The 26,619-nt window shown below is 57.6% G+C and carries 13 protein-coding genes; 9 read left to right on the top strand and 4 right to left on the bottom strand.

Annotated elements, in window-relative coordinates:
- The first annotated feature begins 479 nt into the window (after nt 1-479).
- The 5 genes from KQI65_02040 to KQI65_02020 all read left to right on the top strand — a co-directional run bounded on the left by KQI65_02040 (nt 480) and on the right by KQI65_02020 (nt 10,098).
- Nucleotides 480-4,436 (top strand): T9SS type A sorting domain-containing protein, encoded by a 3,957-nt coding sequence (locus KQI65_02040; protein MCB2203502.1) that lies wholly within the window; start codon nt 480-482, stop codon nt 4,434-4,436.
- A gap of 338 nt (nt 4,437-4,774) precedes the next feature.
- Entirely contained in the window at nt 4,775-6,718 is a 1,944-nt protein-coding gene (locus KQI65_02035; protein ID MCB2203501.1) for an aconitate hydratase, read from the top strand.
- Complete coding sequence (locus tag KQI65_02030; protein MCB2203500.1) at nt 6,715-8,046, top strand: NAD(P)/FAD-dependent oxidoreductase; 1,332 nt, start codon at nt 6,715-6,717, stop codon at nt 8,044-8,046. Before KQI65_02035 ends, KQI65_02030 begins: the two co-directional genes overlap by 4 nt.
- A complete protein-coding gene (locus tag KQI65_02025) occupies nt 8,043-9,425 on the top strand; it encodes a class II fumarate hydratase (protein MCB2203499.1) in 1,383 nt (460 codons plus the stop codon). The genes KQI65_02030 and KQI65_02025 overlap by 4 nt, the downstream gene beginning before the upstream one ends.
- Before the next feature lie 61 nt (nt 9,426-9,486).
- The gene (locus KQI65_02020) at nt 9,487-10,098 is read left to right on the top strand and encodes a hypothetical protein (protein ID MCB2203498.1); all 612 of its coding nucleotides are present in this window, start codon (nt 9,487-9,489) and stop codon (nt 10,096-10,098) included.
- 147 nt (nt 10,099-10,245) lie between these two features.
- Here KQI65_02020 and KQI65_02015 read toward each other — a convergent pair whose 3' ends face one another.
- A complete protein-coding gene (locus KQI65_02015) occupies nt 10,246-14,757 on the bottom strand; it encodes a T9SS type A sorting domain-containing protein (protein ID MCB2203497.1) in 4,512 nt (1,503 codons plus the stop codon).
- A 311-nt stretch (nt 14,758-15,068) separates the two neighbouring features.
- Here KQI65_02015 and KQI65_02010 point away from each other — a divergent pair, with 311 nt between their 5' ends.
- Nucleotides 15,069-19,139 (top strand): DUF3160 domain-containing protein, encoded by a 4,071-nt coding sequence (locus KQI65_02010; GenBank protein ID MCB2203496.1) that lies wholly within the window; start codon nt 15,069-15,071, stop codon nt 19,137-19,139.
- Between the two features lie 33 nt (nt 19,140-19,172).
- Here KQI65_02010 and KQI65_02005 read toward each other — a convergent pair whose 3' ends face one another.
- Nucleotides 19,173-19,910, bottom strand: a complete 738-nt coding sequence (locus KQI65_02005; GenBank protein MCB2203495.1) for a hypothetical protein — start codon at nt 19,908-19,910, stop codon at nt 19,173-19,175.
- Between the two features lie 231 nt (nt 19,911-20,141).
- Here KQI65_02005 and KQI65_02000 point away from each other — a divergent pair, with 231 nt between their 5' ends.
- A complete protein-coding gene (locus tag KQI65_02000) occupies nt 20,142-21,620 on the top strand; it encodes a T9SS type A sorting domain-containing protein (GenBank protein MCB2203494.1) in 1,479 nt (492 codons plus the stop codon).
- A gap of 12 nt (nt 21,621-21,632) precedes the next feature.
- Here the strand turns inward: KQI65_02000 and KQI65_01995 are convergent, their stop codons facing one another.
- On the bottom strand, nt 21,633-23,639 hold the full coding sequence (locus KQI65_01995) for a choice-of-anchor D domain-containing protein (GenBank protein ID MCB2203493.1): 2,007 nt from the start codon (nt 23,637-23,639) through the stop codon (nt 21,633-21,635).
- A gap of 179 nt (nt 23,640-23,818) precedes the next feature.
- Between KQI65_01995 and KQI65_01990 the strand changes: the two genes are divergently transcribed.
- On the top strand, nt 23,819-24,124 hold the full coding sequence (locus tag KQI65_01990; GenBank protein MCB2203492.1) for a panthothenate synthetase: 306 nt from the start codon (nt 23,819-23,821) through the stop codon (nt 24,122-24,124).
- Between the two features lie 47 nt (nt 24,125-24,171).
- A complete protein-coding gene (locus KQI65_01985) occupies nt 24,172-24,375 on the top strand; it encodes a DUF1059 domain-containing protein (GenBank protein MCB2203491.1) in 204 nt (67 codons plus the stop codon).
- 114 nt (nt 24,376-24,489) lie between these two features.
- Here KQI65_01985 and KQI65_01980 read toward each other — a convergent pair whose 3' ends face one another.
- The gene (locus KQI65_01980) at nt 24,490-26,511 is read right to left on the bottom strand and encodes a T9SS type A sorting domain-containing protein (GenBank protein MCB2203490.1); all 2,022 of its coding nucleotides are present in this window, start codon (nt 26,509-26,511) and stop codon (nt 24,490-24,492) included.
- Between the last annotated feature and the right edge of the window lie 108 nt (nt 26,512-26,619).

The following is a 26,619-nucleotide window of genomic DNA, read 5'->3' as shown; positions in this document are numbered from 1 at the left end:
GAAATGGGGGCATGCTCACCCTGGTTGATAGTACGCGTAGCTGGCCGTATCGCAACTATTTCGAGAAGCGGAAGGTAATTGAAACGGAGTTCAACACGTTCTTTGGGGGGACAGGTATCGAAGGCCAACTCGGTATGGAAGCCGACGATGCTGGAAACATTCACATTGCGGGAATAACGACGTCAAGTGATTTCCCTCTGATGCACGCTTATCAATCCTCGAATGCCGGGGGAGAGTGGGACCGAGATTATTTCGTGACCTTACTTGACGCTGATGCACAGCACGTTATTTTTTCAACATACATCGGTGGGAAAGAAGATGAATATTCACTCCCGTATGCTCTATATGGACATACCGGATTTCAGGAACTCTCGATCAAGATTGGGGTTGGGGATAAAGCATCAACGCATCTGCTATGCAATACCGCTTCAGATGATTTCCCAATCACCGCAGGTACTGTTCAACCAATACGACCTACGGTGCGTCTACCATGGCGTTCATCCACGAGCCTGGTCAGACTGAGCGGCAGCGGACAGCTCGACGCTGCAACCTGGCTGGGGGGGCCTTCGTTTTTCGGTGGCAATTGCTTGAGAACGGACGCTGCAGGCAATGTCTTTGTCATGGGATTTTCTTCTCATCAACAGTGGTTCGTCACTCCCGGAACCCTTGATGATACTCTCGAGACACCGAATCTTGCCGGTGACAGCACGCTGATTGCGGTTGCAGTCGTGAAACTTACCGGAGACTACACTACAGTATTGCGAGGTACATACATCATTGAGGGGAGCCCTCATCCATGGGGTATTTCCGATGTAAACATCGATTCTGAGGGAAATCTCATCTTTTTAGTGGAAAACCCACTCGTCGAAATCCCTGCAGTCAACTCCTGGTATGTGCCGCAGCATGGTCCAGTGCTGGTGAAGATTGACAGCAGCCTGCAAAGGTATGTATTTACAACTGGATTTATTTCTCCCAGTCCGGGGGCATGGCCAAATCCATCGAATATTGCCATTGATGCGGCCGATAATATCATCATCTCTGGAAATACAGCCTATCCGAACAATTTTACCCTGAAAAATGCATTGAGTCTTGGAACCCCGCCTTCATTCCTGATGAAATTTCACAGAGCTGGTGGTGAACCGCTCTTTTCATCATTTCTGCCTCTGGAAATTCTCGAAGATGTTGCAGACGATACACAATCAGCAAATACATTTACTCTCGAATGCAACGATATTGCGGTCTTCGGCAGGGTGCGATCACCAATTACAACGTTTTATTCCCCGCTCGACACGGTTCAGGGACCACAGGCGCTGCTCATTCTGGACGAAACCGGACAGACCATACGGTCCTTCGGCTACTGGCATGTTGACGAAAAATATATCCATAATGATTCCATCTATTATGGCAGTGGTGTATTTATTGACTCGGCAATGGATGTTGGGTGGAGTACCTATGGCTTTGTACGCAACAGGAACCTGACGTTTCTCGGCGGCATCCTTGATCGACATGCGGACAGTCTCAGCCCGCTCCGGGCAATTCAACCGCAGTTTGCTGGCGGGAAAAATGATCTTTTCCTTTTTCGCACGCGACTGCCGGGCTGTGTGATGCTGAATTGCTCGCTAACAATGGCAGATACCGTGCGAATTGTTCGACAGCCCTCACGTGTGGATCCTGCGCAGATGACCATCACCGCGGAGATCACGAATGTCGACTTGCATCGTAAGGCCGGCGAGGTGGAATGTGTATTGACTCTTCCTGCCGGACTGACACTTGATCCTGCAAACCAATCGCTACATAGGAATCCCCCCGCAGGCGTCATGGCTCCATCACAAACTGTGTCATTTTCGTGGACTGTGAGGGTAGACACCACTACGATATCCGGCAAGGGCGTATGGGTTGATGTGGTCACGTATTTCAGAGATGCGGATTTATCGACCGGCGGAGTTCCTTCCTCTTCCCCCTGTGAACACCATCTTTACATTGAGTATGAAGAATACGGACAGTTGGACCTTTCATGTTCAGTCACGGCACCTGATCACCTGTCCACTTCTGCAAGCGAAGACGGCTACGTTCCGGACCTTTTTCCTGTGCATTGTACACTGAGTAACGACGGGAATCTGCCGGTCGAGGTGGCACGTTTCGGTCTCCACTTTGGCGGAGATATTGGTGGGATTCCGTTTCCAGCGTCATCACGATATCTTCCGGGGACCACGTTAGCACCAGGTGATACACATACGGTGCACTGGCAGGCCCGGGCGCAAGAACGTGCCGATGCACGAACTATGCGAGTACAGGTTATCGGTGAGGATGAGCATGGTGGAATTCTGAGTTTCTGCGAAACCGAAGTGTCTGTCCCCGGACTGGCCCCACTTCAGTGTTCGGTGCCAGGTCCTTTGCAGGTATTCATTCCCGAAGACACCACGGGGTGGATCCCGGATCCAATCATCGGAAGCGTCGCGTTTCGGCAGGTGCTCGACACCGTACTCCTCGATGTCATGGTCGAAATCGACCTCTCATCCTGCCATAGTTTGCAGCTCGGTGCAGGACAGCAATCCGGTCTTGGTCCACTGCGTCTGCGTACTGGAGAAGGAGACACGCTCAGCTGGGAAATGACTCTCACCGATCAGCCGCCCGGCATCACGTATGATACGATTCTTTACCGCCTGGAGTCCGGCGGCGGCATTCATCAGCGCGTATGTCAGCAGATCGTCGCCATCACGCGGCTGGAAGAAGGTGTCATGTGCAATCTTACCGCACCGGATACATTGACTGCGCAGGAAGTGGAACAGCGCCGCCTCGTGGATCTAGACTATCGGCTCGTGAATACCGGAACGTTGCCGATCACGGTGAAGCGGTATGAACTGACATTCGATGCTGGGAGTGGTATCGGTTGTATTGATCCGGCGACGAAAAATGGCAGAAGACTCGATGCAGGGAAGGACACGACGTTTTACTGGCTACTGCGTGCGAAACTGCTCCGCAACGACCGGATGGCGCGATGCCTCGTCACCGCGTACGCCGAGGACAATTCCGTTCTTTCTGTTTGCTCGCATGAAATCTGGATCCCCGGAATCGAAGGGGAAGTCTCCTGTGAGCTCCGCGCTTCGGATACACTTCGCTTCAATCGACGCCTGTCGCAGTACGAGCCGAATCCTCTTCCCGTTACGCTGACCCTGACCAATCCTTTCGATGGAGAGGAAACGGGTTTCATCGCTGAAATCGACCATTTGCAGGCTGGACGTTTAGCACTCGAGGCAGGGGAGACCATTCAGAAATCCATACCCTCAATTGCAGGTGCGTCGGAGGCTGAAATTACCTGGCTTCTTATCCCGCAGCCTGCCTCAATCGCCGAAGATCAGGAAATCATCGTGCGCTACCGTTCCGACGAGCAGGCGGAGTGGAAACAGTGCAGTGTGATTATTCACATCGAAGCCTGGCCGGAAGAAACGGGCACAGCCTGTGCGACCGGTGGACACGATTCCCTGTACGCCGATCCGTACTACGAACGCTTCATCCCTGATCCGCTCTTCGTCTCGTACACCGCAACAAATACCGGGACAATCGCTCTGACCGGCTGTGAGGCTTCGATTGTTCTTCCTCCCAAATTCGTCCTTTCCGGATCGGACAGCACACAGCTGTTCACATCACCGGAGTTTGTCAACCAGCAGGGCGGTCCTGTCCCTCCCGGCACACTTCTCCCGAACGCATCCTGCACACGGTGGTGGATGATAACGCCGTCCAATCAACTGACGGCAGCAGGACCTGTTAACGTAACCTGGCAATGGCGTTCCGATCAGCAGGGAAATGGTGATGGGTGCAGTTCGTCGATCGAAGTCGTCTTCGATTCCCCGGGCAGTGTCGTGCTCTCCCCGAAGCACCTGTACTTCGAAGCCGAACGCGGCGGACCGCTTCCAGCAGCGCAGAACGTGCAATTGTGGACGGGTGGAGGATTGTCCATGCCTTGGAGCATGCAGCCCACTGAAACATGGCTGAATGCAAATCCACTCTCCGGCAACCTCGAAGCCACGGTCGTTGTGCAGCCGAACCGCACGATGCTTGATGTGGGTGGACACGCGGCCGCACTGAACGTATCCGCGGCTCCATCGAATCGAAGCATCGCAGTGACATACGTGATCCGGAAGAGTACCAGCGTAGGCGATCCGTCGCTACCTGCCGCGTTAACCCTTGAAGCGTGGCCGCAACCGGTCACGATCGGGGGCATGCTGCAGGTGGCCATTCCAGGTGCGGGAGATGAGAGCTATCGGTTGTCGCTGTACGATATGCTCGGACGCGAACGCCTCTCCCGCACGCTCGAAGCTGGCGGTCAGTGGCGCATAACTGTGTCCGGCACGCAGTTCACTCCGGGAAGCTACATACTTCGCGTCACGGCGGAGGACGGTGCGCAGGTGTCGAAGCTTATATCGGTGATCAGATGAGTCCAGCGGGAACGCCCGCCTTCGTCCTGTAATACAGGACTTCGGCGGGCAAGCGGATTTCCACGGGTATTACGGATTTTCACGGAAAAGGGGGGAGGTCGGATCTGCTGAAATCTGTAGTAGCTCAGCGTGATTGCGCTGTTGTTTGGAGATTCGAAGGCGTATGCCGAAAACGCCGAGCCGCAGGTGAGGCGAAAACGACTCCGCGCAGCGGAGGCAACACCGACTCCGCGTAGCGGAGGCAACACCGACTCCGCGTAGCGGGGGCGACTCCCGGAACGACTTCCCCGTGCCTGCCGTTTTGATACCAGGGTATCAACAGCAGGAAAGGAGAAAAGATGTCCCGAACGGTCACGGAAAAACTTATCGCTGCGCATCTGGTGGATGGCAGCATGCAGGCGGGGGAGGAAATCGCGCTGCGTATCGATCAGACGCTGACGCAGGATGCGACGGGCACACTGGTGATGCTGGAATTCGAGCGCATGGGTATCGGACGCGTGCGCACCGAACTCTCGGCACAGTATGTCGACCACAACCTGATCCAGGTCGATTACAGAAATCCGGACGATCATCTCTTCCTGCGCAGTGCCTGCAGGCGTTTCGGCGTGCATTTCTCGCGTCCGGGCAACGGGGTGAGTCATCCCGTGCATATGGAGCGCTTCGGCAAACCCGGGAAAACGCTGCTGGGGTCCGACAGCCACAGCTGCGCCGCGGGCTCGATGGGCATGCTGGCCATCGGGGCGGGGGGACTCGATGTCGCCGCGGCCATGGCCGGGGAGCCGTACGTGCTGCGCATGCCGCGCATCATGGGCGTGAAGCTGACGGGAGAACTGCCGGACTGGGTGAGCGCGAAGGATATCATTCTCGAGATGCTTCGGCGGCATGATGTGGATGGGGGGATAGGAAAGATCGTTGAATACTATGGTCCCGGACTCGCAACGCTCTCGGCGATGGACCGCCATGTGATCGCGAATATGGGGGCGGAACTGGGTGCGACCACCAGCGTTTTTCCGTCGGATGAACAGACGCGGCGCTTCCTGCGCGCGCAGGGACGCGAGCAGGACTGGCAGGCGCTCGCGGCGGACGAGGACGCGGAATACGATCTGCATGACGAAATCGATCTCGCGCAGCTCGAACCGCTGATCGCGAAACCTTCGAGTCCGGGCAATGTCGTGCCCGTGCGCGAAGTCGCGGGCAAGGAAATCTACCAGTCCATGATCGGTTCGTCCGCCAATCCCGGCATGCGCGATTTCGCCGTGCCCGCCATGATGCTCAAGGGACGCAGTATTCCATCACAGGTTTCCCTCGATATTAATCCCACATCGCGACAGATTCTGCAGAACCTCGTAGAGCATGGATACCTCGGGAGCCTCCTGCAGTCCGGCGCGCGGATTCATCAGTCCGGCTGCAACGGCTGCATCGGCATGGGACAGGCACCGGCCACGGGACGGATCAGTCTGCGCACCGTGCCGCGGAATTTCCCCGGACGCTCGGGCACGAAAGAGGACCAGGTGTATCTCTGTTCCCCTGAAACCGCAGCTGCGTCGGCACTGACCGGAACAATCACCGATCCCCGCACGCTCGACATGCCGTATCCCCGCTACGAAGAGCCGGAGCAGCTCATCCTGCTCGAAGACATTGTGGATGCGCCTGCGCCGGAGGATGAAGATGTCGACCTCGTAAAGGGACCCAACATCGTCACACTGCCGGAATTCGATGCGCTGCCTGCGATCCTGCAGGGTCCGGTACTTCTGCATCTCGGCGACGACATCTCCACCGATGAGATCATGCCCGCCGGCTCGCGCGTGCTGCCCTTCCGCAGCAATATCCCGGAAATCAGCCGCTTTACTTTCGCTCAGATCGACGAGCAGTTTTACGACAGGGCGCAGGCGGTGAAGGTTCAGCAGATATTCATCGTGGCAGGGGAGAATTACGGACAGGGTTCCAGCCGTGAACATGCGGCGCTGGCGCCCCGGTATCTCGGCGTCCGCGCCGTGATCGCGAAAGGCTATGCGCGCATTCATTTCCAGAACCTCGCGAACTTCGGCATTCTGCCCCTGCGCTTCGCCGATGCGGCGGATCACGACCGCATTGAAGCGGGAGATGTGCTGCTGCTGGAGAAGCTGCATGACGCATTGCAGCCGGGCACGCCAATGACATTGCGCAACACGACGAAAGATGAAGAGTACAGCGTGACCAACGATCTGACGCAGCGGGATATCGACATGATTCGCGCGGGAAGTCAGATGACGCGCATCAGAGACAGGAAAGGCAGTGCATGATGGAAAGGAAAAGACGCGTGGTCGTGCTCGGCGGGGGATTCGCGGGCGCGTACTGCGCCCAGCAGCTTGAGCGGAGGGTCGACCGCAGCGCGACGGAAATCATTCTCATCGACAAGCGTAATTACTTCGTGTTCTATCCCCTCCTCGTCGAGGCGGGCACCGGAAGCCTGGAACCACGGCACGCCGTGGTCGCCCTCCGGCACTTCCTGAAGCATACCGTGTTTCGTATGGGTCGCGTGCAGTCCATCGACTTCGATCAGCGTCGCGTGCGTTTCATGCAGGAAGATCCGTTCGACAGTGGTGAACTGGAATATGATCACCTCGTCATCGCGCTGGGGAGTGTCACCAACCTGCCGCCGGTGGAGGGACTCCGTGAGCACGGCTTCGAACTCAAACAGCTGCGTGACGCCGTCGCTCTGCGCGACCGCGCCATACAGCTGCTGGAACTGGCCGACGCGACGGACGATGAAGCGAAGCGCCGTGCGCTGCTGCATTTCGTGGTCGTCGGCGGCAGCTTCACGGGCGTGGAAGTGGCCGGGGAATTCGATGTCTTTCTCAAGGAGGCCTCCCGTGACTACGCGAACGTGCGGGCGTCGGATTGCCGCATCACCCTGCTGGAAATGCAGGATCGCATTCTTCCCGCACTCGATGAAGAACTCAGTGCCTATGCATCCGAGCAGTTATCCCGCCGAGGCGTGGACATACGCACGGGACAGACAGTCTCCTCCGTGCATCGCGATCACGCGATGTGCAGCGATGGAGAGCGCCTCGACGCGCATACGCTCATCTGGGCGGCGGGTATCGCTCCCGCTCCGCTCATTTCGCACCTGGATGTTCCTACCGACGAACGAGGGTATATCCTCTGCGAACGCGATCTGAGAGTGAAGGGACACGAAGCGATCTGGGCGATCGGTGACTGCGCGGTGAACATTGATGCAAACGGAGACGCCTATCCCGCCACGGCGCAGCATGCCGTCCGTCAGGCTGAAGCTGCCGCGAAAAATATTGCCGCCGTACTTCGCGGAGAAAAAGCATCGCCCTGCGATATCAAACCGCGCGGAACGCTGGCCGCGCTCGGCTGCCGCACGGCGGTCGCACGCATTTTCGGTATCAAGCTCTCCGGCTTCCCGGCCTGGTTTCTCTGGCGAACGGTATACCTGTTCAAGATGCCCGGCTGGGCGCGCCGTGTGCGCGTGGCGCTGGACTGGACGATGTCGCTTTTCTTCCGCCGCTCCGTCGTGCAGCTCGGCATTCATGAGCGCAAGGCCCTGGGGAGTGAGGAGGAACGACTGAATGAAAAGGAAAAGAACGGAAAGGAGGCTGCATGAAATACAGAACCGAACATGACGCACTTGGAGAAGTCCGCATTCCCGCCGACGCGCTCTGGGGCGCACAGACGCAGCGCGCGGTCGAAAACTTCCCGGTGAGCGGCGAACCGATGCCGCGAGCTGTCCTGTACGCCCTCGCCCGTATCAAGCTCTGTGCCGCAGAAATCAACGTGGAGCTGGCCGTGATTGATCGTGCCCGTGGTGAGGCCATCAAATCCGCGGCCCTGGAAGTGCTGGAAGGAACGCACGACGCGCAGTTTCCGGTGGATATCTATCAGACCGGCTCCGGGACGTCCACGAACATGAACATGAACGAGGTGCTGTCGCATCTCGCCACCGCGCAGCTGCAGAAGCAGGGAAACAACGATACGCGGGTCCATCCCAACGATCACGTGAATGCCGGACAGTCGAGCAATGATGTCATGCCCACGGCCATGCATGTGGCGATTCTGCAGGAAGCAGAGAACGCGCTGCTGCCGAATATGCAGAAACTGCATAATACGCTGCGGGAAAAAGCCGCGGCATTTGACGGCATCATGAAAGTGGGACGCACGCATCTGCAGGATGCAACGCCGCTGACGCTGGGTGAGGAATTCAGCGGATATGCGCGACAGGTGGAGCAGGGGATGCGGCGCATCAGGCAGTCTACCGAATCATTGCGCGAACTGCCGATGGGAGGAACGGCGGTGGGCACTGGACTGAACGCGCATCCCGATTTTGCGCGCAGTGTCATTGAAGCGCTCAGCGAACAGCTCGGGATTTCCTTCCGCGAAGCGGAAAATCACTTCGAAGCGCAGGGCGCACGCGATGCGGCGGTGGAGTATTCCTCGGCATTGAAAACCGTGTCCGTCAGTCTGATGAAAATCGCCAACGATCTGCGGTGGATGTCCTCCGGACCCGATGCGGGACTCGCGGAAATCACGCTCCCTGCGCTGCAGCCCGGTTCGTCCATTATGCCCGGCAAGCTGAATCCCGTCATCCCCGAAGCCGTCGCCATGGTCTGTGCTCGCGTCATGGGCAACGACGTCACGGTGACGGTGGCGGGACAGAGCGGGAATTTCGAACTCAATGTGATGATTCCCGTCCTTGCAGCAACGCTGCTCGAATCCACCACCCTGCTGGCAAATGCGACTGACATTTTCGCCATGAAATGTATCGTCGGCATCGAGCCCAATCGCGATCGCCTGCGCAGCATGTCCCGAGCAAATCATATGACCGTCACGGCGCTCGTGCCGCAAATCGGACACGAAGCCGCGGTTGCCATCGCGCAGAAAGCCTCCAGCAGCGGCCGCAGCATCCGCGATGTCGCCGGTGAGCGCACAGAGCTCTCCGCTGAGCAGTTGGACGAACTTCTGGGGACCCGGGACGAAGACAATTGACATTTCCATCCCGGTGATATAGGTTTCTGTACACCAGTGATTAAAATGTCTGGAGGAGGATATGAGGAAGGTATTCGGTCTCACCACGCTGCTGGTCCTGCTGCTTACGGGAATGAGCACGGCACAAACGCGCGTTCTCATCGATCGCGACACCGCTCGGGTATCCCCCGTACGCGATTCCACGCGGGTGCCGCCCTGGATCTTCCCCTCCGCGACGCTTGACAACAGCTCCCTTCGCATCTGGAACGAAGACACGTTGCTCAATGACCTGCAGGTGCTATCCGTTTTTGTCGGCGGAGAAGAATTCATCGCTTCGCATAACGACATCGAACATTATAGCGGAGGAACGATATTCAGTCGTACCGAGGGGAATGCCATCATCGGAGAGCATATTGTCAAGCCCGTATTCGACATTCCTCTGACTGCATTTTACCGGATAAGTGGCCAGGGGGAGAAAAAATATCTGAGCATTTACTCGCGACCGGATTCACTGTACATGGCCGGTGCGGTGAAAAGCGGAGACTGGTTTTTCCAGCGCCTCTATCTCGGGACGCGCAATGCCTACGACCCCGGTCCCTGGTACTATCAGAAACGCAGCGGCGGCGTCTGGTGCAATCCACCGGGCCATGCGCCCCCCTGGAAGTTCTTCCAGGAAAAGAGTGCGGACCTGTGAGCTGACAACTACGAGTTCATTCCGGCCGCGATGAATAAAAAACACCGGGAAGTGACAGTCGCATGCTGCCATTTCCCGGTGTTTTCGATTATCGATGAAGGGGAATATGCACTTTCTGCATATTCCCCTGCGCGTATGTGACGGCGGCTAGCGCATGATGACCAGGGGACGAATCACCTGCTGATCTCCGGAGGAGAGTTTCAGGTAATAGGTGCCCGCGGGGAGATGCGCGGTGCCGTAGGTGAGCGACTGCATGCCGCGGAGGCGGAAACCTTCGTCCACCGTTTCCACGAACTGTCCGAGCGCGTCATAGAGTTCGAGGCGGACGCTGAGGTCGCGTCCCAGCGTGTAGTTGATGGTTGCCGTGCCCTGGGCGGGACTCGGGAAGGACTGCAGCAGGGAGAAGTCTCCCGGTGCGGGCGCCGTGCCCTCGCCGCGTATGGAAAGCACCGGCGTGGTGATGCGCACGGTGTCGGTTCCTATCGCTTCACCGTTTTCGTCGTACGTGATCCAGCGTATCACCGGGGGATCGGTGAACATGGTGTCACGCGCGACAACGAGGTTGAAGTAATCCGACGTCCCGTTCGGCGGCACGGGAGTTTCGAGGCTGAACAGCGCTTCATGGCGTCCCTGCTCATATCCGTCGAGCCGCGCATCGCCACTCTCCAGCATCGTGCCTTCCCAGTGGTCGCCGGATCCGGCAATGATGATGGTCGAGTCGCTTTCGGCATGGACGGAAATCCACTTCACCGATTTGCTGCCGCTGGTGTTTTCGAGGCGCAGACGGTTTGCGAACACCTTCTTGTCGATGCCCGTCGTGGAAATCACGCCGCCGCCGATGGTTGGCGGTGAAGCGTCCCACGGACCGTAGCTGTACACGCAGCTGTCGCCGTCGGCATGGTGAATGACGAGGTTGATCGTGCCCGTCCATCCGCAGGTATAATCCACACCCAGATTGAACTTCACCTGCGTGTTTGCGGAGATGAAACCGGTGACCGGTATGCGCGTGTAGGGGATGCCCCAGGCGGTGGGAACGAAGTCCACCCGCAGCGCACCGCCCTGCAGGAAGCAGGGAACCGGGACGGGATTGATGTCGATATGCGTGATCGGGGAAGAGGGGACCTTCGTATTGCTCACGACAAAGGTGCGGCCCGAGAGATCGAGTCCCGTAAACAGGAAGGGCTTCACCTTCACCTTATCGCATTCGATGGGTTCGCCATGCTGCTCTTCCTTGCACTCATACGAGAAGCGCACCGAGCAACTGTCCTTATCCCCGTGATGAATGACCAGCGTCACGGTAATGTTACCGCCCGGAGTGGATGGCGTACCCTGGAAAGACATACCGAGGCTGCCTGCGCAGGGCGGCGCGTATGTAAGTATTCCCGAGGTGGTTCCGGCCGTAGGCGGACTCACCGGGGCACATGGCGCGGTGGTCAGCGCATCCAGTGTCCCTCCAGTCACATAGTAGCTGATGGAGGTGATGGGCGTGCCGACGGCGTTGACGATGGTGACATCGTACTCGCAACAGTCCTCATCCAGCATGCCGTTGATCAGCGAGTCGCAGGGCGGCTGCTCCTGTTCGCATGGCGGCAGGTCGAAACAGATACTGTCGCAGAGAATGCGCTCCTGGTTGAGCGAGAAGTACCCGTAGCGGATGCAGATGAAGCTGTCCGGCGGAGCAGTGTCGGTGAAGGAGAGCGTGCCCGATGTCGTGCCCGGCGCCACGCTGAGTACATTCGGCGTCAGTGAACCCGCATCGGTGTCGAACCACATGGAGGTCGCCGTACTGCCGGAGTTGCTCAGGACGAGATTGATATTGTAGGTGCAATCGCCGGTGGCGCCAACGCCGGTGGATGTCGCGCCGGCCTGCAGCACGCGGATGGAATCGCAGGGATCCTCTTCCACGTCGCACGGCGGCAGATCGAAGCATACGCTGTCACAGAGGATGCGCTGCTGCTGTTGCGAGAAGATGCCGTAGCGAATGCAGGCGATGCTGTCAGCCGCAGGAGTGTCGGTGAACACGATGGTGAAGGTTCCGGCGCCGCTCGGTGCAGTGAGCGCTGACGGAGCGATGCTGCCCTGGTCGGAATCCAGCCAGACCGCCGCGGGAGTGGAAGCGGGATTGTTCGTGGAAAGAATGATGGTGTACGTGCAATTGCCGGTGGGATCCACGCCGCTGGAGACGACGGATTCCGCCTTGATGCTCACGCAGGTATCCTTTCCTCCTGTCTGCTCGCTGATATGCACGCAGGCGGGACCAGATTCCAGCGATCCGGTCTGCTGATCGGAAATCACCGAGCTGTTGATCAGGTGCCGCACGGCGCCGTTTGCCGCGAAGGTGTTGCAGGCGCTGTCGGATTCCAGTGCCGAGGCGGGGACGTTGACGCTGAGCACGGCCGTAGCGGAATTGCCCGCGCCGATTGGTGTGGAACCGAAGTAGTAGCCAAGGTTCAACGCTCCGGGTGAGAGTCCCGGCAGCCAGCTTCCCGCCGTCCCGCAGCCGCCGGTGAACATCGCTCCCGGAGCCCCGGCGGGTGTAAAGATATCGACGTCCGCCATGCTTGCGGGATTATTGTACTCTGCCGCGGCGGGGGCGGTGGAAAGGGTTGAGGCGAAGGACAGGTCGAAGATGCTGCCGCGCGGTGCGCAGGGACCGAGTATGGTCACGTCGTTCGGTGCATCATCCAGCGGGAGCAGATCGGCGAAAGTCACATGCCGCAATCCCACGCTGCCCGGCGCCACCGTAAGCTGCAGCTGATAATTCACCGTTGATCCGGCAGTGGTCGTCATCATGGGCGACCACGAAGTCGTATCCGGCGCCACGCTCTTCTCGAGGAAAAAGCCCGTGGTACCCACAACGTTGACATGTGCCGTGTTCGAGGTTGTCGTCGTCGTCAGATTGCCGCCGGCGATGGAGAAGTTGTTCGGGATATTGCCCAGCGCCGAGGTGTCGGTAACCATGACGTCGAACTCGATATAATAGTAAGGCACACTGGAGTTCCCGTACATGCCGCAGTAGTTATAGAAGAGATCCTGGCAGTCGGCCGGAATCACGGGCAGTGTGAAGTCGAGCGTATTGCCCGTCTGCGTGAGGCTGACGCCGCTCCAGTTGGATGTCGTCTGGCAGGGCGCGCTCCAGCTCGAGGCCGTGTACGTTGCCAGGTTGCCGGCATACGCGAGGTTGGGATCGAGCACATCGGTGATGGTTGCACCGGTGATGGGGAGTCCGCCGATATTCTGCACACGCAGACGATAGCGGAAGACATCGCCCGGGGAATAGGACGGCTGCAGGTTGCAGACTTCCTTCCATATACATGGCTTCGCCTCAGGCGCATTGACGTCGAATGAAGCGCAGGCCTCGCGAGGTGGTGTGCCCGGAATTGTGATATAGGCGCAGTTGGTGATGGTCGAACCCGGTGTTGCCGTGGCGGGAATGGTGAACTCGATGTCCACATACCGGCACTGCGTCGGCAGCAGGGGTGAAGACAGGTTCACGGTCAGGATGTTGCCGGTGAGGACAGGGGAGAGTCCGCTCGACGACGCCCCGAGCGCCAGTCCCGTCAGCGACGTCGGAATCGTATCAGTAATAGTAAGCGAATCGATGGGCAGGCTGCCGTTGTTGCACAGCCAGATCCGGTATTTGCCGTCGCAGCCAGGCTGTCCGTTCGTGTACACATACTTGCTGAAGGTCGCGCTGGTCACCTGCTTGATTTCCACGCAGGTCTCGTTGCTCAGATGCGCCGCTTGTCCGCATGGATTGTTCAGCGAACCGAGTACGCCTTCGAGTGAAGCCCGGTTCGTAATCTGCGAGCCCGTCGGGAAAATGGCGGTTGGATACAGCACGTCAAACGTACAGCACTGCGTGTTGTACATCGGCAGCGCCGAGAGAGAACCGATATTCCAGCTGATGACATTTCCCGTCTGCGTCATGCCTGTGCAGGTCGACGAACCCGGCACGAGCATGGCGCCCGCAGGGAGCGTGTCATAGACCATCGCGTTTTCCATGTTCAGCTGTCCCGTGGTACCGACATCCTTCCATACGCAGATGCGATAGGTGACGACGGAATCGGCGGTGACCTTGTTGCAGGGACCGGACTGCGATCCCGCATCGAGTATCCACTTCCCGACATTCCACGGATCCTCGGCGATCGCCATGGTGCTGAGATACGGCGTACAGAAATCCGTTGCCATGCCGAGAATCTCTCCCGTCAGACACACGCGATTGCGTGCCGAGCTGCCGTTGCAGGTGATGCCGTTCGGGAAGTTCACAGTGATGACAAAAGAACCCGAGCAGCCAGAAGGCACCGAGGCCCAGGTCAATGACACGGTTCCGTTGGTCGTTCCGGTAGGGGGCGCGCTCACGGTGGGCGAGCCGCAGGCCGATGTCACGCTGATGGATTGAAAAGCCAGCATGGGTGGCAGCATATCGGTGATGGTCACCGATGTCGCTCCTGCAGGAATGGAAAAGTATATCGTGTACGAAAAATTCTGTCCCGTCGCGATCGCGGTGTCGCTCACGACTTTCTTCAGCGTGAAGCCGTTGGACTCCGCTTCGCTGACATACGATTGCGCATGCAGTTTGCCGCCGGTCAGCAATCCGCTGACAAGCAGTACGATACACGACAGAATGAACGCGGGAATTCTGTAGCGATTGGTCATACCAGTCTCCTCCGGTCTATATGAAATCAGGCAGCACGCAGCATCTCCATCAGGCGGGAGACTGCGCACGATGATCGCTCCGTTTCCCTGCTTGCAGCATCACGCAAAGTGACGCGGCGGCGACGGCGGGAAGGGATATTAAAGCGAAAGGGCTTAACTGATGGTAAAGTACACGTATTTCGGACATATGCAATCTGAATTACGTGCTATCCGCAACTGTTACATTTCCCGTCGTGAGGTGTTGGTATTGTTGTAGATATTCCGGTCCTGATTATGTATGTTCTGATTCACTTAAAAGCCGGGAGTGTGGCATGAGGAATCTGATTCGATACGCAGCATTGACATCCGTTTTGCTGCTGCTGATTGTACTGCGTATGCAGGGACAGTCGGGCAGCTTCGACGTTCAGGCCTATCAGCAGTATCTGGCGCAGCACGCGAACATCGGTGCGAGCCAGCTGCAGGCGGAACATCCTGCCCCGCTATTCTTTGACGGCGTCACGATCGATGCCGGGAAGGCTGAGTGGTTGGATTCGATCAGCGTCAAGTATCAGCTGACCGCTGAGGAAAAAATGCTGATAGAGAAAAACGGCTTTATGGTCAGCGAGCGACTGCGCTCGGAGACATTTCAGAGGGCCTTCGGCGATGTCTGGATGAAAGACATGCCGGTGTTCATCAGCACTGACGCCATCCTGCATGCGCTGCACATGTCGTATGAAGAAATCCTCAAGTATCTCGAGACCGAACAGCTCACAGATAAGCTGGCGGATGTTCTCCGGACATTGTGGAGCTATCAATCCACCCTCGAGAGCCAGTATGGAAGCAATCCTGCCCTCGCCGTCAATCTGCAGGATCTCGACGTGTATCTTACCGTAGCGAAAAGCCTGCTCTTCGGAGCGCCTTCTGCGCCTTACTACCAGGCTTCGCAGAGTAAAGTCGAAGAGCTTCTGCCGAAAATCGATCAGGCCGCCCCTGCCAGTGTCGAACTGTTCAGCTCCACTCCCCGCACGGTGGATTTCAGCCAGTTCACTGTTCGTGGTCACTACTTAGATACCTACCAGCTGGGTTGGTATTTCAAAGCCATGATGTGGCTGGGACGCATTGAGTTCATGCTCACTACACCGATAGATCATGTGACGCAGCAGACGCCGCAGGATATTCAGCGGCAGATCATCGATGCAGCACTTCTGCTCGATGCGCTCGAAAAATCAGGTGCACAGAACAAACTCAAGGAAATCGACGAGGTACTGCAATCCGTCGTCGGTGAGAGTGACAACATCACCGTTCCACAGCTGCGTGACGCGCTCGATATCGCGGGCATCACGGATGTGGCCGCGTTGCTGGATACCGCGAATGTCAGCAGTTTACAGAATGCACTGTCCCTGCAGCCCGGATTTACACAGCGCATCAACTCCCGCATCCTGATGTCCGACCCGATGGATCCCGAGCAGGTACAGCCCGCAACGGCATTTCTGCCGCTGGGACAGCGTTTTGTGATAGACTCGTATGTACTCTCGAACGTGGTGTATGACCGCATTGAGTCCAATCACGGGAAAGTGAAGCGCATGAAGCCGTCCGTGATGGATGTGCTCTTCGCGACGGGCAACAATGCCGCTGCGCAGTTGCTCGAGGAAGAAATGGCGCGGTACCCGTACGCGCAGAATCTGAACGGACTGCGATATCTGGTGGATTCCTACGGCGGGGATTTCTGGAATATGTCCATTTACAACGGCTGGCTTGACGCCATACGCACCCTGGCTTCGCCGGCATCCGTCGACGAGTATCCCGAATTCATGCGCACCGGCGCGTGGTGGCAGGAGAAAATGAACACGCAGCTCGCGGCCTGGGCGCAGCTGCGGCATGACAACATCCTCTACGCCAAGCCGTCATACTCCGGCGGCGCGACCTGCTCCTATCCGCATGCATATGTGGAACCCATCCCGGCATTCTATGAAAGGATGCGCGATTTTGCGTCCGACGCGGCTCAGAAATTCGATGGCATCGGTTTCCCGCTGGCCGTCGAGTACTTCAATTCCTTTTCCGGCATTATGGATACGCTCGGTATCATCGCGACGAAGGAACTCGCAAACGAAGCGCTTTCCGCGCAGGAAGAAGCGTTTGTGAAAGCGGTGCTGTTTCTCCGTTTCGGCTGCGCAACGGATATGGACGGCTGGTACACCGATCTTTTCTTCGCCAAGTGGCTTGCACTCGAACAAAACGGGTGGGTTTCGCAGGAGTTGGTCAATGTCGTGACCGCGGATGTTCACACGGTGCCCACCGACGAACATGGGATACCGGTCGGATGGGTGATGCATGTGGGCACCGGATTGCCGAACATGGGCGTATTCGTTGTTGAAAATGGCGAGGGACAGTCGCGGGCGTATGTCGGTCCCGTCATGAGTTTCTATGAAGAGTGGACGGACAGTTATGAACGGCTCAACGACGATGAGTGGAAGCGGCGTTTCAATGCAGGGGAATTGACCGTGCCTGCATGGACGCACAGCTATCTGCTGGATGGGGAGGGCAAGCGTCGTCCCTCGGGTCCCACCCTGCACACCGGCGTTCCGGTGAAAAAGCAGCCCTGGCTGCACGGGGTGGCGGAAGCACCGGTTATCACGGCAAGTCTCAAGGACCGGCGCTATGATCCCATGCCCTTCCCGCTCACCCTCACCGTGCGCAATGAAGGGACGGCTCTTACCGATTCCGTCTACGCCCGCATCATCCTTCCTCCGGCGTTGAAGCTCGATGGTGCTCCCGAAATGAAGCTCCTGCAGCCCGCACAGCTCTTTCCCGACGAGGGAGGCAGCGTGCAGTGGATGCTGCGGCATGATCAGTCCGGCGAGGCACATGATTACACCGTACGCCTGCTGATGGTCAGCGCGAACGCCGACACCGCCAGCTGCGAGGTGCTGGTGCATATTCCCGCCCTGCGGCTGCCCGTGCTGAGTGCGACCTGCGCCGTGCCCGACACACTGCGCTACGATGAAGCACAGCACAATTACACCCCGAATCCCTTCACCGTGAGCCTGCAATGCGTGAACAGAGGGAATGGAACGGCGAAAAACGTGGTCGGGACAATTACGCTGCCGCCGCATGTCGTGCTCGATCCCGCGACGCAACCCACATCCATCACCTTTACCCCCGAGCAGATGGATGCATGGGAAATCGGCGATCCGGTGCCGGAAGTGTCGTGGACGGTGCGCTGGAATGATCTGCTGCGGCAATACGCCAATCCCCATTTCCAGTTCAGCATTTCAGGCGAGGATGAGGAAGGCAACCAACTTGAACAGGCCGTGGCAGAGGCTGTGGCCCACGTCCCGGGTGTGCAGCCGGAGTTTACCGTTTCATTCGAGGGACCGGATTCCCTGATGAGTACAGGCTATGCACTGACCCCCAATCCGTTTACCGTCAGGGCAAGCGTGCTCAGTACGTCAGATCAGACTGGAGCAATCAGACGAATCAAGCTGAACATTTCGTCGGCGGAGGGAATTACACTTGATTCCAGCTCGGTAATGCCTCTGGAATGTGACACAAATATCGCTGTCCAGAAGGATGAAAATGTCGAGTTGGAGTGGAAAATGCGCGCGGATCTGCGTCCCACACCCAGACATGTCCGCCTCCTCCTGACGTTGTACGATGACCTCAATACGCCCCATACCCGGGAGATCTGGCTGCCTGTGGCGGCAGTACATGGATTGTTTCTTACCTCCCACAGTGTGAGTTCGAAGATCGTGCACTGCGACAGCATCACCGGGAATCCTGATCCGCAATCGCTGCGCTACACCATGCTGCTGCATAATCAGGGGGGGATACCCTTGCATAACGTCCGTGCGACCGTTAAGGTCGTGGACAACAGTGGACTCGATCTCATAGAGATCGATCCCTCTTCGCAGGATACATCCACCTCGCGCTTGCAGGAAGCACTGGAGCCCAGTGATGCGGCGTCGTTTTCCTGGGATTTCCGAGTGAAAAACGTCAACACGACTGCGACTTCGCAGCACGTAGAGATCTATACTGTGTATCAGTCCGACGAAACGCCCTGGCAGGGATCGGACAGTTCATGGACGTCCATCGAATTTGCACCTTGCTCCATAACCGGCATCGACGATGGAGTTCGTCCCACCGCCGTATTGCTGCATCCCTGTCATCCCAATCCCTTCTCCACCCGGAGTACGGTGACGTTCGATATGGATGTCACGCGGCATGCGCGGCTTAGCGTGTTCAACATGCTGGGACGCGAAGTGGCCGTGCTGGTGGACGGCAGACTTTCTGCGGGAAGGCATCAGCTGGAATTCCACGCTGGCAGTTTGCCGGCGGGAATGTACCTGCTGCGCCTGGTCGCTGGCGAAAGCATGCAGGTGCAGAGAATGCAGCTGAGGCGCTGACGGCGTCCGTGACCTCGCCGCTGACTTCGTCTGTCAGAAACGGACGGCGAAACCGACGGAAGGATAGGGCTGGGCATGTACGGGACTACCCTGCATAAGAGATTTCTCTGGTTTCAGCAATGCGCCCTGTGTGTCCGCATCCCCGCCGCCGCGATATTGCATGTAATAGCGCGCGGCGCGAATGTCATCGTTGCGGCTCGTTGCCACTGCAGCGGCATCGATGATGGAATAGAAGTAATCGACGGCAAAAGCGATTGCGCCGATAGGCGAGATGGTTTCGCTGTCGGCAAGCACGAAGGTGAAACCGATGGTGCCAATAATGAACATGAACGCGCCTTTGGTAGGCTGCTCGTTGTAGAACTGGCCCAGTCCGGGAAAAACGAAGGACATCAGGGAAGCGAGTCCGGCCGACCGCTCTTCCTGCATGGCGAGATACTCAGGCGGAGCACTGGTAGGCAGCAGTCCGCGGAACCTTTCGTTGTCGCTGGCCTGCGGAGACCGGGATATTGGCCTGCCGACGAATTCCTGCGTGACATCCCTGCCCCGTGCGATATGAAAGACGGATGCGACATCTTTTTTCATAAGGTCGTATTCCACCGTTCCCTCCACGGTCACGATATCGACAGTCATCGCGTCACCACTCCACCAGATGATATCGCCCTCGAGCTGATCACCGTTCTTGAGTGTAATCCTGTACTGTGCATCCGCGCTCGCGGCAACGGTCAGCATGAGTAATACAAGCAGCATGCTGCGTCGTATGATGAGAGTCATGATGCCTCCTTCCGATGAAATGTTATGCAGAATATCCGAGTTACACCCCCGAATAGGTGATATATTACGAGCCTGCGGTCAAGCATGCAAGAGCGCGGAAAAAAATATGCAGAAAGTGCATAATCGGCGGCGATGCTGGCAGGCGTTCCGGCGTACGGAAACAGCGCGCTGTTACCAAATGCATATTCCTGTGTCATTTAAGAGTGACAATCACCAGCAATGGAGACTGATATGAAGCTACGGCGAATGATGTTGTTTGCGCTGCTGTGCGGCGTCGTATTGTGTCCGTGGGTGATGGAGGCGCAGGTATATCCGGTGGGACTCGAGGAAAGGTATATAGATCATATCACAGCGGAGCAGGGGGATATGGAAGGATCCTGGTTCCCCGGGACGGCGAACATGCTTTTCGCATCCGTGCAGCGTTACGGAATATTCAGGGGATACAGCTGGGATGAAGCGGGCGAAAAATGGGAGTTCATCGGTCCCGCCGCCGATCCGGCCCTCAAGGTAACCGCACTCGGCGTACAGCACTGGGGTGTGGGTCCGATGGATGGCATTCTCCTGCTCGCTGGCATTGAGCGCCATGGACAGCAGGCGCCGTTCGATCCGGTGCTGCTGCGCAAGGGCTTCACGTATTTCGGCGGGACGGAGGTGGACTGGGAGCGGGCCGACAGCGGACTGACGGCGATGGCGACCGCGCCGAGCATAGGCGCTATCGAAGCCATGTACTATTCAGGACATATGCCGCCGCAGCCTGTGCTTGCATGGACCGATTCCTCGGCCGTGCACGGTGGCGCGCGAGGAATTTTCTGGCAATCCGCGCAGTCTCCGGCATCTTTCGCGGTAGACATGGACGTGACGCCGCACTGGTTCGGGAGTCCCATTCCCACCCGCGGGGCGGTCTGGGCAGCAGGTACGGTGTATACAGGGATTATGCAGCAACCCCGCCAGGCCGCAGCCTTTCGATCCACCGATCAGGGGATGTCATGGACGGCCTTCCCGTTCGAAGTTGAAAACGCATTCCAGGAGAACGCCGCCGCTGTCGCCGTCTCTCCTTCGCACCCCGACACGGCCTGGGTCGCTGTGGGCAAAGACCTGTACAGAACCGTGAACGGGGGAGTGTACTGGACGGAGGTATTTCAGCCCGATACGGGCCGCATAGTCGCACTGGCCTGCGATCCGCTGAATCCCTCCACGATATTCGTTGCGGCCGACCTGAAATTCCAGCTGTATCGCAGTACCGATCTCGGAGACAACTGGACTCGCGTTCTCCCGTTTCCCGGGTATGACCCCCGGGCTGTCACCTGCATGACCGTTGCCATCATGGATTCGCTCCCCATGAGCCGCCTGCCACGCTTCGGCCTCTTCCTGGGCACGGCGGGCAGCGGTGTGTGGGTGCATGATATGATGTTCGGCGTGACTTCCGTCGATGCTGAACCGCCGCGTCCGGCATCGGTACAGGTCAATGCCTACCCAAATCCCGCGCGCGATGTGCTTTCCGTCTCCCTGACGCTACCGTCGGCTACAGCCGTCGACATTGAACTCCTCGACCTCCTCGGACGTGTACGTCAGCGCAGGTCCCTCGGTATGCAATCCCCGGGCACACATTCAATGACGCTGAATCTCGCGTCCGAGCCGCCCGGATGGTACATCCTGCGCATTCCCGCACTGGGATCACAGGGCCACACGCTCATCCAATTGCAGCGCTGACACCGCCGCCGATTACCGGCCGAGGTGGAGGAGGCGGAGCGTGTGCTGGCGGTTATGCCAGTGGAGCTGCAGGAGGTATGTACCCACGGGAAGCAGCGCTCCGTCGATGGGGAGGAGATATTCTCCCGCGGCGATGCACTCGATGTTCTGCCGCAGCAATGTGCGTCCCGTTATATCCACAAGCGTAACTTCCGCCGATCCCGCCTGCGGGAGGTCAAGGCGCACTGTCGTTGACGATGAGAAGGGATTCGGCCAGGCGCTGAGCGCAGGCTGCCGTGGAAGCCCAGCGGGCTGCACCGATGTGCTTGTTCCGTCAAATCCGATCAGGGGGATATCGAGTGATGGAGTGATCGGACCGCGTCCATTCACATGGAAAAAGGCATAGCGGATACCTTTGTCACCCTGGTAGTAGCGAATGGTGACTTCCTTGACATTATTCTCCGCACCGTCGCTCAGGGGATCAACAACGCGGAAATGCGCAGCGTCCGGACCTTCGATCGTCTCGCCCGAAAGAGAGGGACGCGAGGGCTGCTGACCCATGTCGATGATACGCAGGGTGGCATCCGCGCTGTCGTTGACGGCGATTCCTTCAAATCGCAGCTGGCTCGGCTGCGGTACATACATGGCAGGATACCGGGAGATTCCCCCGACGGTTATAGTAAGAGCCTCAGTATCGGGATCGTCACTGTAGAGGAGAACTCTGGAATAGCCAAAGATAAGGCGGGAGGGATTCGTGGTTATCCTTAGTGGCAGGGAGTCACCCGCGGCGATGGTGACAGGCAGCGCGGGCAGAAAGCTCAGTTCACACCTCGTATATTCCCAGGTGTTGAACGGGAGATTTTCGATGTGCGTAATATGGAGATCAGCCTTCCCCCTGTTGTACATCGTGACGATTTCGGTTTCCGGATACCCGATGTAGACGACACCGAAGTTGACATTCGATTTGCTCACCGCAATTTCCGGACGGCGCAGTTCGACGCCGCGGGCGACGAAGTCCACCTGCGTGACCGGATGCGCAGGATCCGTTGAGGTAATGGAAAGCCAGGCGGATTTTGAACCGAGCGATGCGGGATTGAAACGTATGGGAATCGACACCTTCTTCCGCGGTTGTATGCTGAACGTGCCGACAGGGTCGATGCTGAATTCCGCGGCATCCGGACCTCCCAGCTGCACATCGGTTACTTCGAGAGGAATGGTCCCGTCATTATGCAGCTCAAGTATCTTTTCCCCCTCTTCAGTGAGCATGACATCACTGAATGCGAGTGGATTAGCGCTCGGCCGCAGCGTCGCATCACGCGGGAGCCACGGCACGAAAATGTATGCCGACTGCATGTAGGCGCCATCCAGGTACACTTCGAGATCACACCACCGCTCTCCCGGCACCGCGCTGAGCGCTTCCACCCGGACGATATCCACGGCGTCCGGCGCCAGGCGGTCGGGAGACTGCGTCACAACGCGGAATGCATACGTATGGGAACCACCGATGCGAATGCTGTCGAGCCGTACGGTATCCGGCGAAAAATTCGTAAGCAGAAATTCCAGCAGCAAGGTGTCGTTTATAAGCCGCTCGTCGGCTCGTACCGAAGGCGGTGAGAACTGGACGTCCGGCGCGAGATTGGTGCCCGTCCCGGAAAACTCGAAGTCCAGCGTATCAACGCTGGTATCACGGCTGATGATAATATGCAGAATCTGCCGGACGGTACTCATATCGGTGGGTGCGAAGCGGAGATGCAGCTCGGCGTCTTCACCCGGCTCGAGCCTCGCACCAAGCGGCTCTGCCAGCGTAAAGGGTCCGCTTGCCGAATCAAAGTATCCTGAGAGCACACGCAGCGTGCTCTGACTGCTGTTTGTCACCGCACCATGAAGGTCACGGCTCTTGCCCACAGGTGCGGATGTATGCAGAATCGCCCATGGGGAAATGGACAGCGGCGATGATTGCTGGGAGAATGCCGTTTGCGAAATGACGAACAGCAAGATGGCTGCTGTAAGTAAGTTGCGCAGGGAATAATTGCGATACATAAATCCTCCATCTTGAAAGCCCCGAAAGCCGAAAATAGAAACTGTCCCGCCCATGTGCAAGCGAATTACTCCGCGCATCTCCGTTCAGAATAGGATTCCCCGCTCATTTGACAACGCATCATATTATTGCTATTTAGATCAAGTCAATATTACATACAACATATCGAAAGAGGTGTGACATGCGTTTCATGTTGAAAGTCACGATACCGAACGAGGAGTTCAATGCTGCTGTCAAAAACGGTTCTGCCGGCAAGAAGATACAGAGCATTATGGAGACGGTGCAGCCCGAAGCTGCCTACTTTACTGAGGAAGGTGGATATCGTCAGGCGGTGATGATCGTGGATATCGCGGATGCATCAAAAGTTCCATCGAAGATGGAACCGTTTTATCTCGTATTCAATGCAGAGGTGGAAGCCCGGGTAGTCATGCTGCCTGAGGACCTGCAGAAGTCGGGACTGGAAGAAATTGGAAAGAAATGGGGCTGATACGCAGCTCCTTCACAGATCAATCATTCCATCTGAAAGGAAAAATTATGGGACGCAAATATCTGGATTGCCGTAACACACCGAGTGTGTCGAACTGTTCGGTGGCAATCGCAGCGGACAGTGAAGATGAGCTTCTCGAAGCCGCGGTGCAGCATGCCATTACAGTGCATGAACATGAAGACAGCCCCGAATTGCGGGCACAGCTTCGTCAGGGTATGAAAGACGGGACACCGCCGCTCGAGCGTAGTTGACTCGTGGTCGCGCAGTGCTGCTCTCGTGCATATGAGAGCAGCGCCGCGCCAGGGAGGAGGCTGTGGGTACAAGGGAGATACTTCAGCACCGTTGTCAGGCACGCTGTTGCCAGACTACCTCATGACGGTCAGGGTTTTGCGAAGGGTGTGGCCATCTGCATTCAATTCATAGATATAGTTGCCCGAGGGCAGATCTGCGGCGGAAATGCGTTCGTAGTGCATGCCGGCATTGCGGATTCCATCGACGAGCGTGCCGACGAATTCGCCCAGGTTGTTATAGAGGCGGAGGGTGACATGGCCGGTCGCTGGAAGCTGATATGAAATTGTTGTCACGGGATTGAAGGGGTTCGGATAGTTCTGTGCGAGTGCGATGCCAGTAGGAGCGTCGATGCGCACATCGACGGTGGGTGAATACGTTTCACTTCCGTCATTGTCGACCTGGCGCAGGCGATAGCGCACGAGTCCCACATCGCGATGGGTGCTGGTGACGGCATCGGCAAAGCGGTATTCCTTCCAGGCGTTGCTGTTTCCCCTTCCCGGAACAAAACCGATCACTTCCCAATCCGCTCCCGCATTGAAGCTGCGCTGCACCTCGAAGCCATGGTTGTTGCTCTCGGTGGCCACTTCCCAGCGAAGCTGTACCTGCTTGCCCTCGAGCGCTGCTGTGAGTGTGGTCAGTTCCACGGGGAAGGCACTGCGTGAGTGATAGGCAGCGATGCCGTTGTTGGACATGAGAACGAACAGTGTGATGTGCAGACCGGGAGCGGAGGGATTCTCCTGCTCCGAGAAATATTCCAGCTTGTAGTCGACGTCGGCGATCCAGTTATCCGCCGCGGCATTGTTCTCGAGTTTGTTTGTCCCGAGTTTGGGCGTCGGCGTCCAGAGAATACTTTCAGAGCCGGGCGTGGTAACATCGATGATGCGTGCAGTGGTATTGTCGTTCGGGACGTTTGCCAGTCCACCTGTCGGCTCGCCATCCGCAACCACGAGAAATTTTCTTCCATACTCGGGCAATTCGAAATAGCGGATGGGTCCGGCCGGACCGGTGAGCAAGGTGCTCAGATAACGATCATCTACTGCCAGCTGATGATACGTCTGCGGCCAGGGATTGGTCGGGTGCTGCACGCAGAGTGCAGCGGTGGTCAATGTCGGATTTCCATCCATCCATACCTCGTGCTGCAGTGATACCGCCGTTGCTGCGACGCCATGGGCTGCGAGTCCTGACGCCATGTTGAGCAGCCGCACCGCAAGCCTGTACTCCAGCTTGTAATTCCCTACATCGGCGTCGGGACGCGAAAGCTCCGGCCGGGAATCCGCCAGTATCACGTCGACTTCCGCATTCCAGTTCGGTTGTGTCGGGTAGGATCCGCCGCAGACGTAGATCCGGGTGCTGTCGACCAGGTATGGTGGACCGCTGGGTGGCGTGTACATCGAGCGCTTGCCGATGACATCAATAGCGTCTCCCCAGCGGGCATAGGTCATTTCACTGCTGGTCTTATCCCCTATCGCCGTGGCGCTGTTGTTCAGCGTGGCGTACACGAGACGCGGATTCGCCTTGGGCGTATCCCAACGCCAGATGCGGAAGGGCCCCTGATTCATATATGCGGGATCGCACTGCGCATTGGGCAGCAGAATGCAGATATCCCACAGCGGGACGACAAGGTTGCAGGCAAAGATGCGTCCTTCGTCATCGAGATCAATTTTATACAGGGACCAGCGATTGAATTCGAAACTGCGATTCCGGGAAAATCCGTTGTCCGATGCGATGGTATCGAGCGGCACGGGCAGTTCACCTCCCTGTCCGCTGACCAACGGAAACGCCGAGCGTCCGACATCCATCGCGGGAGTTCCATCAGACGCTTTCCAGGCATAGATGCGCGGGTATTGCGGCGCAGTGGCACCGGAAGAGCTGCTGTCGGGATGTACCACGTAAAGAACGTCACGCCATTTGTCATAGGCGATACCGGTGTAGGACAGCGGGGGAATCATCCATCTGTTGGGATGGCCGATCTGGGCGGGAGAAGGGGGTTTGTTTATCCATGCCGGCAGCCAGTCGTTCTGTGCCACCGCATTCTGCGCGAAAAAAGATGTCAGGAAAAACAGGACAAGTGTATGCGTCAGTCGCGTTGCTTTCATGAGACACTCCATTGGTTATCAGGCGAGGAGGGCATCGTTGTCTGAAGGACACATCAATATAAGGCTTTGTTACCCTTGCCTTTGAATCCAATTTTTCGCAGAATAAGA

Source organism: bacterium (assembly GCA_020444325.1).
Lineage (GTDB): Bacteria > Bacteroidota > Ignavibacteria > SZUA-365 > SZUA-365 > BM516.
Note: the sequence above shows the minus strand (reverse complement) of the source record. Positions and strands in the feature narration are given on the sequence as shown.

Bases quoted from the DNA above. Each gene is read 5' to 3' on its own strand.
- KQI65_01995 (MCB2203493.1), bottom strand. From the start codon at position 23,639: ATGTATCGCAATTATTCCCTGCGCAACTTACTTACAGCAGCCATCTTG.
- KQI65_01985 (MCB2203491.1), top strand. From the start codon at position 24,172: ATGGGACGCAAATATCTGGATTGCCGTAACACACCGAGTGTGTCGAAC.
- KQI65_02030 (MCB2203500.1), top strand. From the start codon at position 6,715: ATGATGGAAAGGAAAAGACGCGTGGTCGTGCTCGGCGGGGGATTCGCG.
- KQI65_02025 (MCB2203499.1), top strand. From the start codon at position 8,043: ATGAAATACAGAACCGAACATGACGCACTTGGAGAAGTCCGCATTCCC.
- KQI65_02005 (MCB2203495.1), bottom strand. From the start codon at position 19,910: ATGACTCTCATCATACGACGCAGCATGCTGCTTGTATTACTCATGCTG.
- KQI65_01990 (MCB2203492.1), top strand. From the start codon at position 23,819: ATGCGTTTCATGTTGAAAGTCACGATACCGAACGAGGAGTTCAATGCT.
- KQI65_01980 (MCB2203490.1), bottom strand. From the start codon at position 26,511: ATGAAAGCAACGCGACTGACGCATACACTTGTCCTGTTTTTCCTGACA.
- KQI65_02000 (MCB2203494.1), top strand. From the start codon at position 20,142: ATGAAGCTACGGCGAATGATGTTGTTTGCGCTGCTGTGCGGCGTCGTA.
- KQI65_02020 (MCB2203498.1), top strand. From the start codon at position 9,487: ATGAGGAAGGTATTCGGTCTCACCACGCTGCTGGTCCTGCTGCTTACG.
- KQI65_02010 (MCB2203496.1), top strand. From the start codon at position 15,069: ATGAGGAATCTGATTCGATACGCAGCATTGACATCCGTTTTGCTGCTG.
- KQI65_02015 (MCB2203497.1), bottom strand. From the start codon at position 14,757: ATGACCAATCGCTACAGAATTCCCGCGTTCATTCTGTCGTGTATCGTA.
- KQI65_02035 (MCB2203501.1), top strand. From the start codon at position 4,775: ATGTCCCGAACGGTCACGGAAAAACTTATCGCTGCGCATCTGGTGGAT.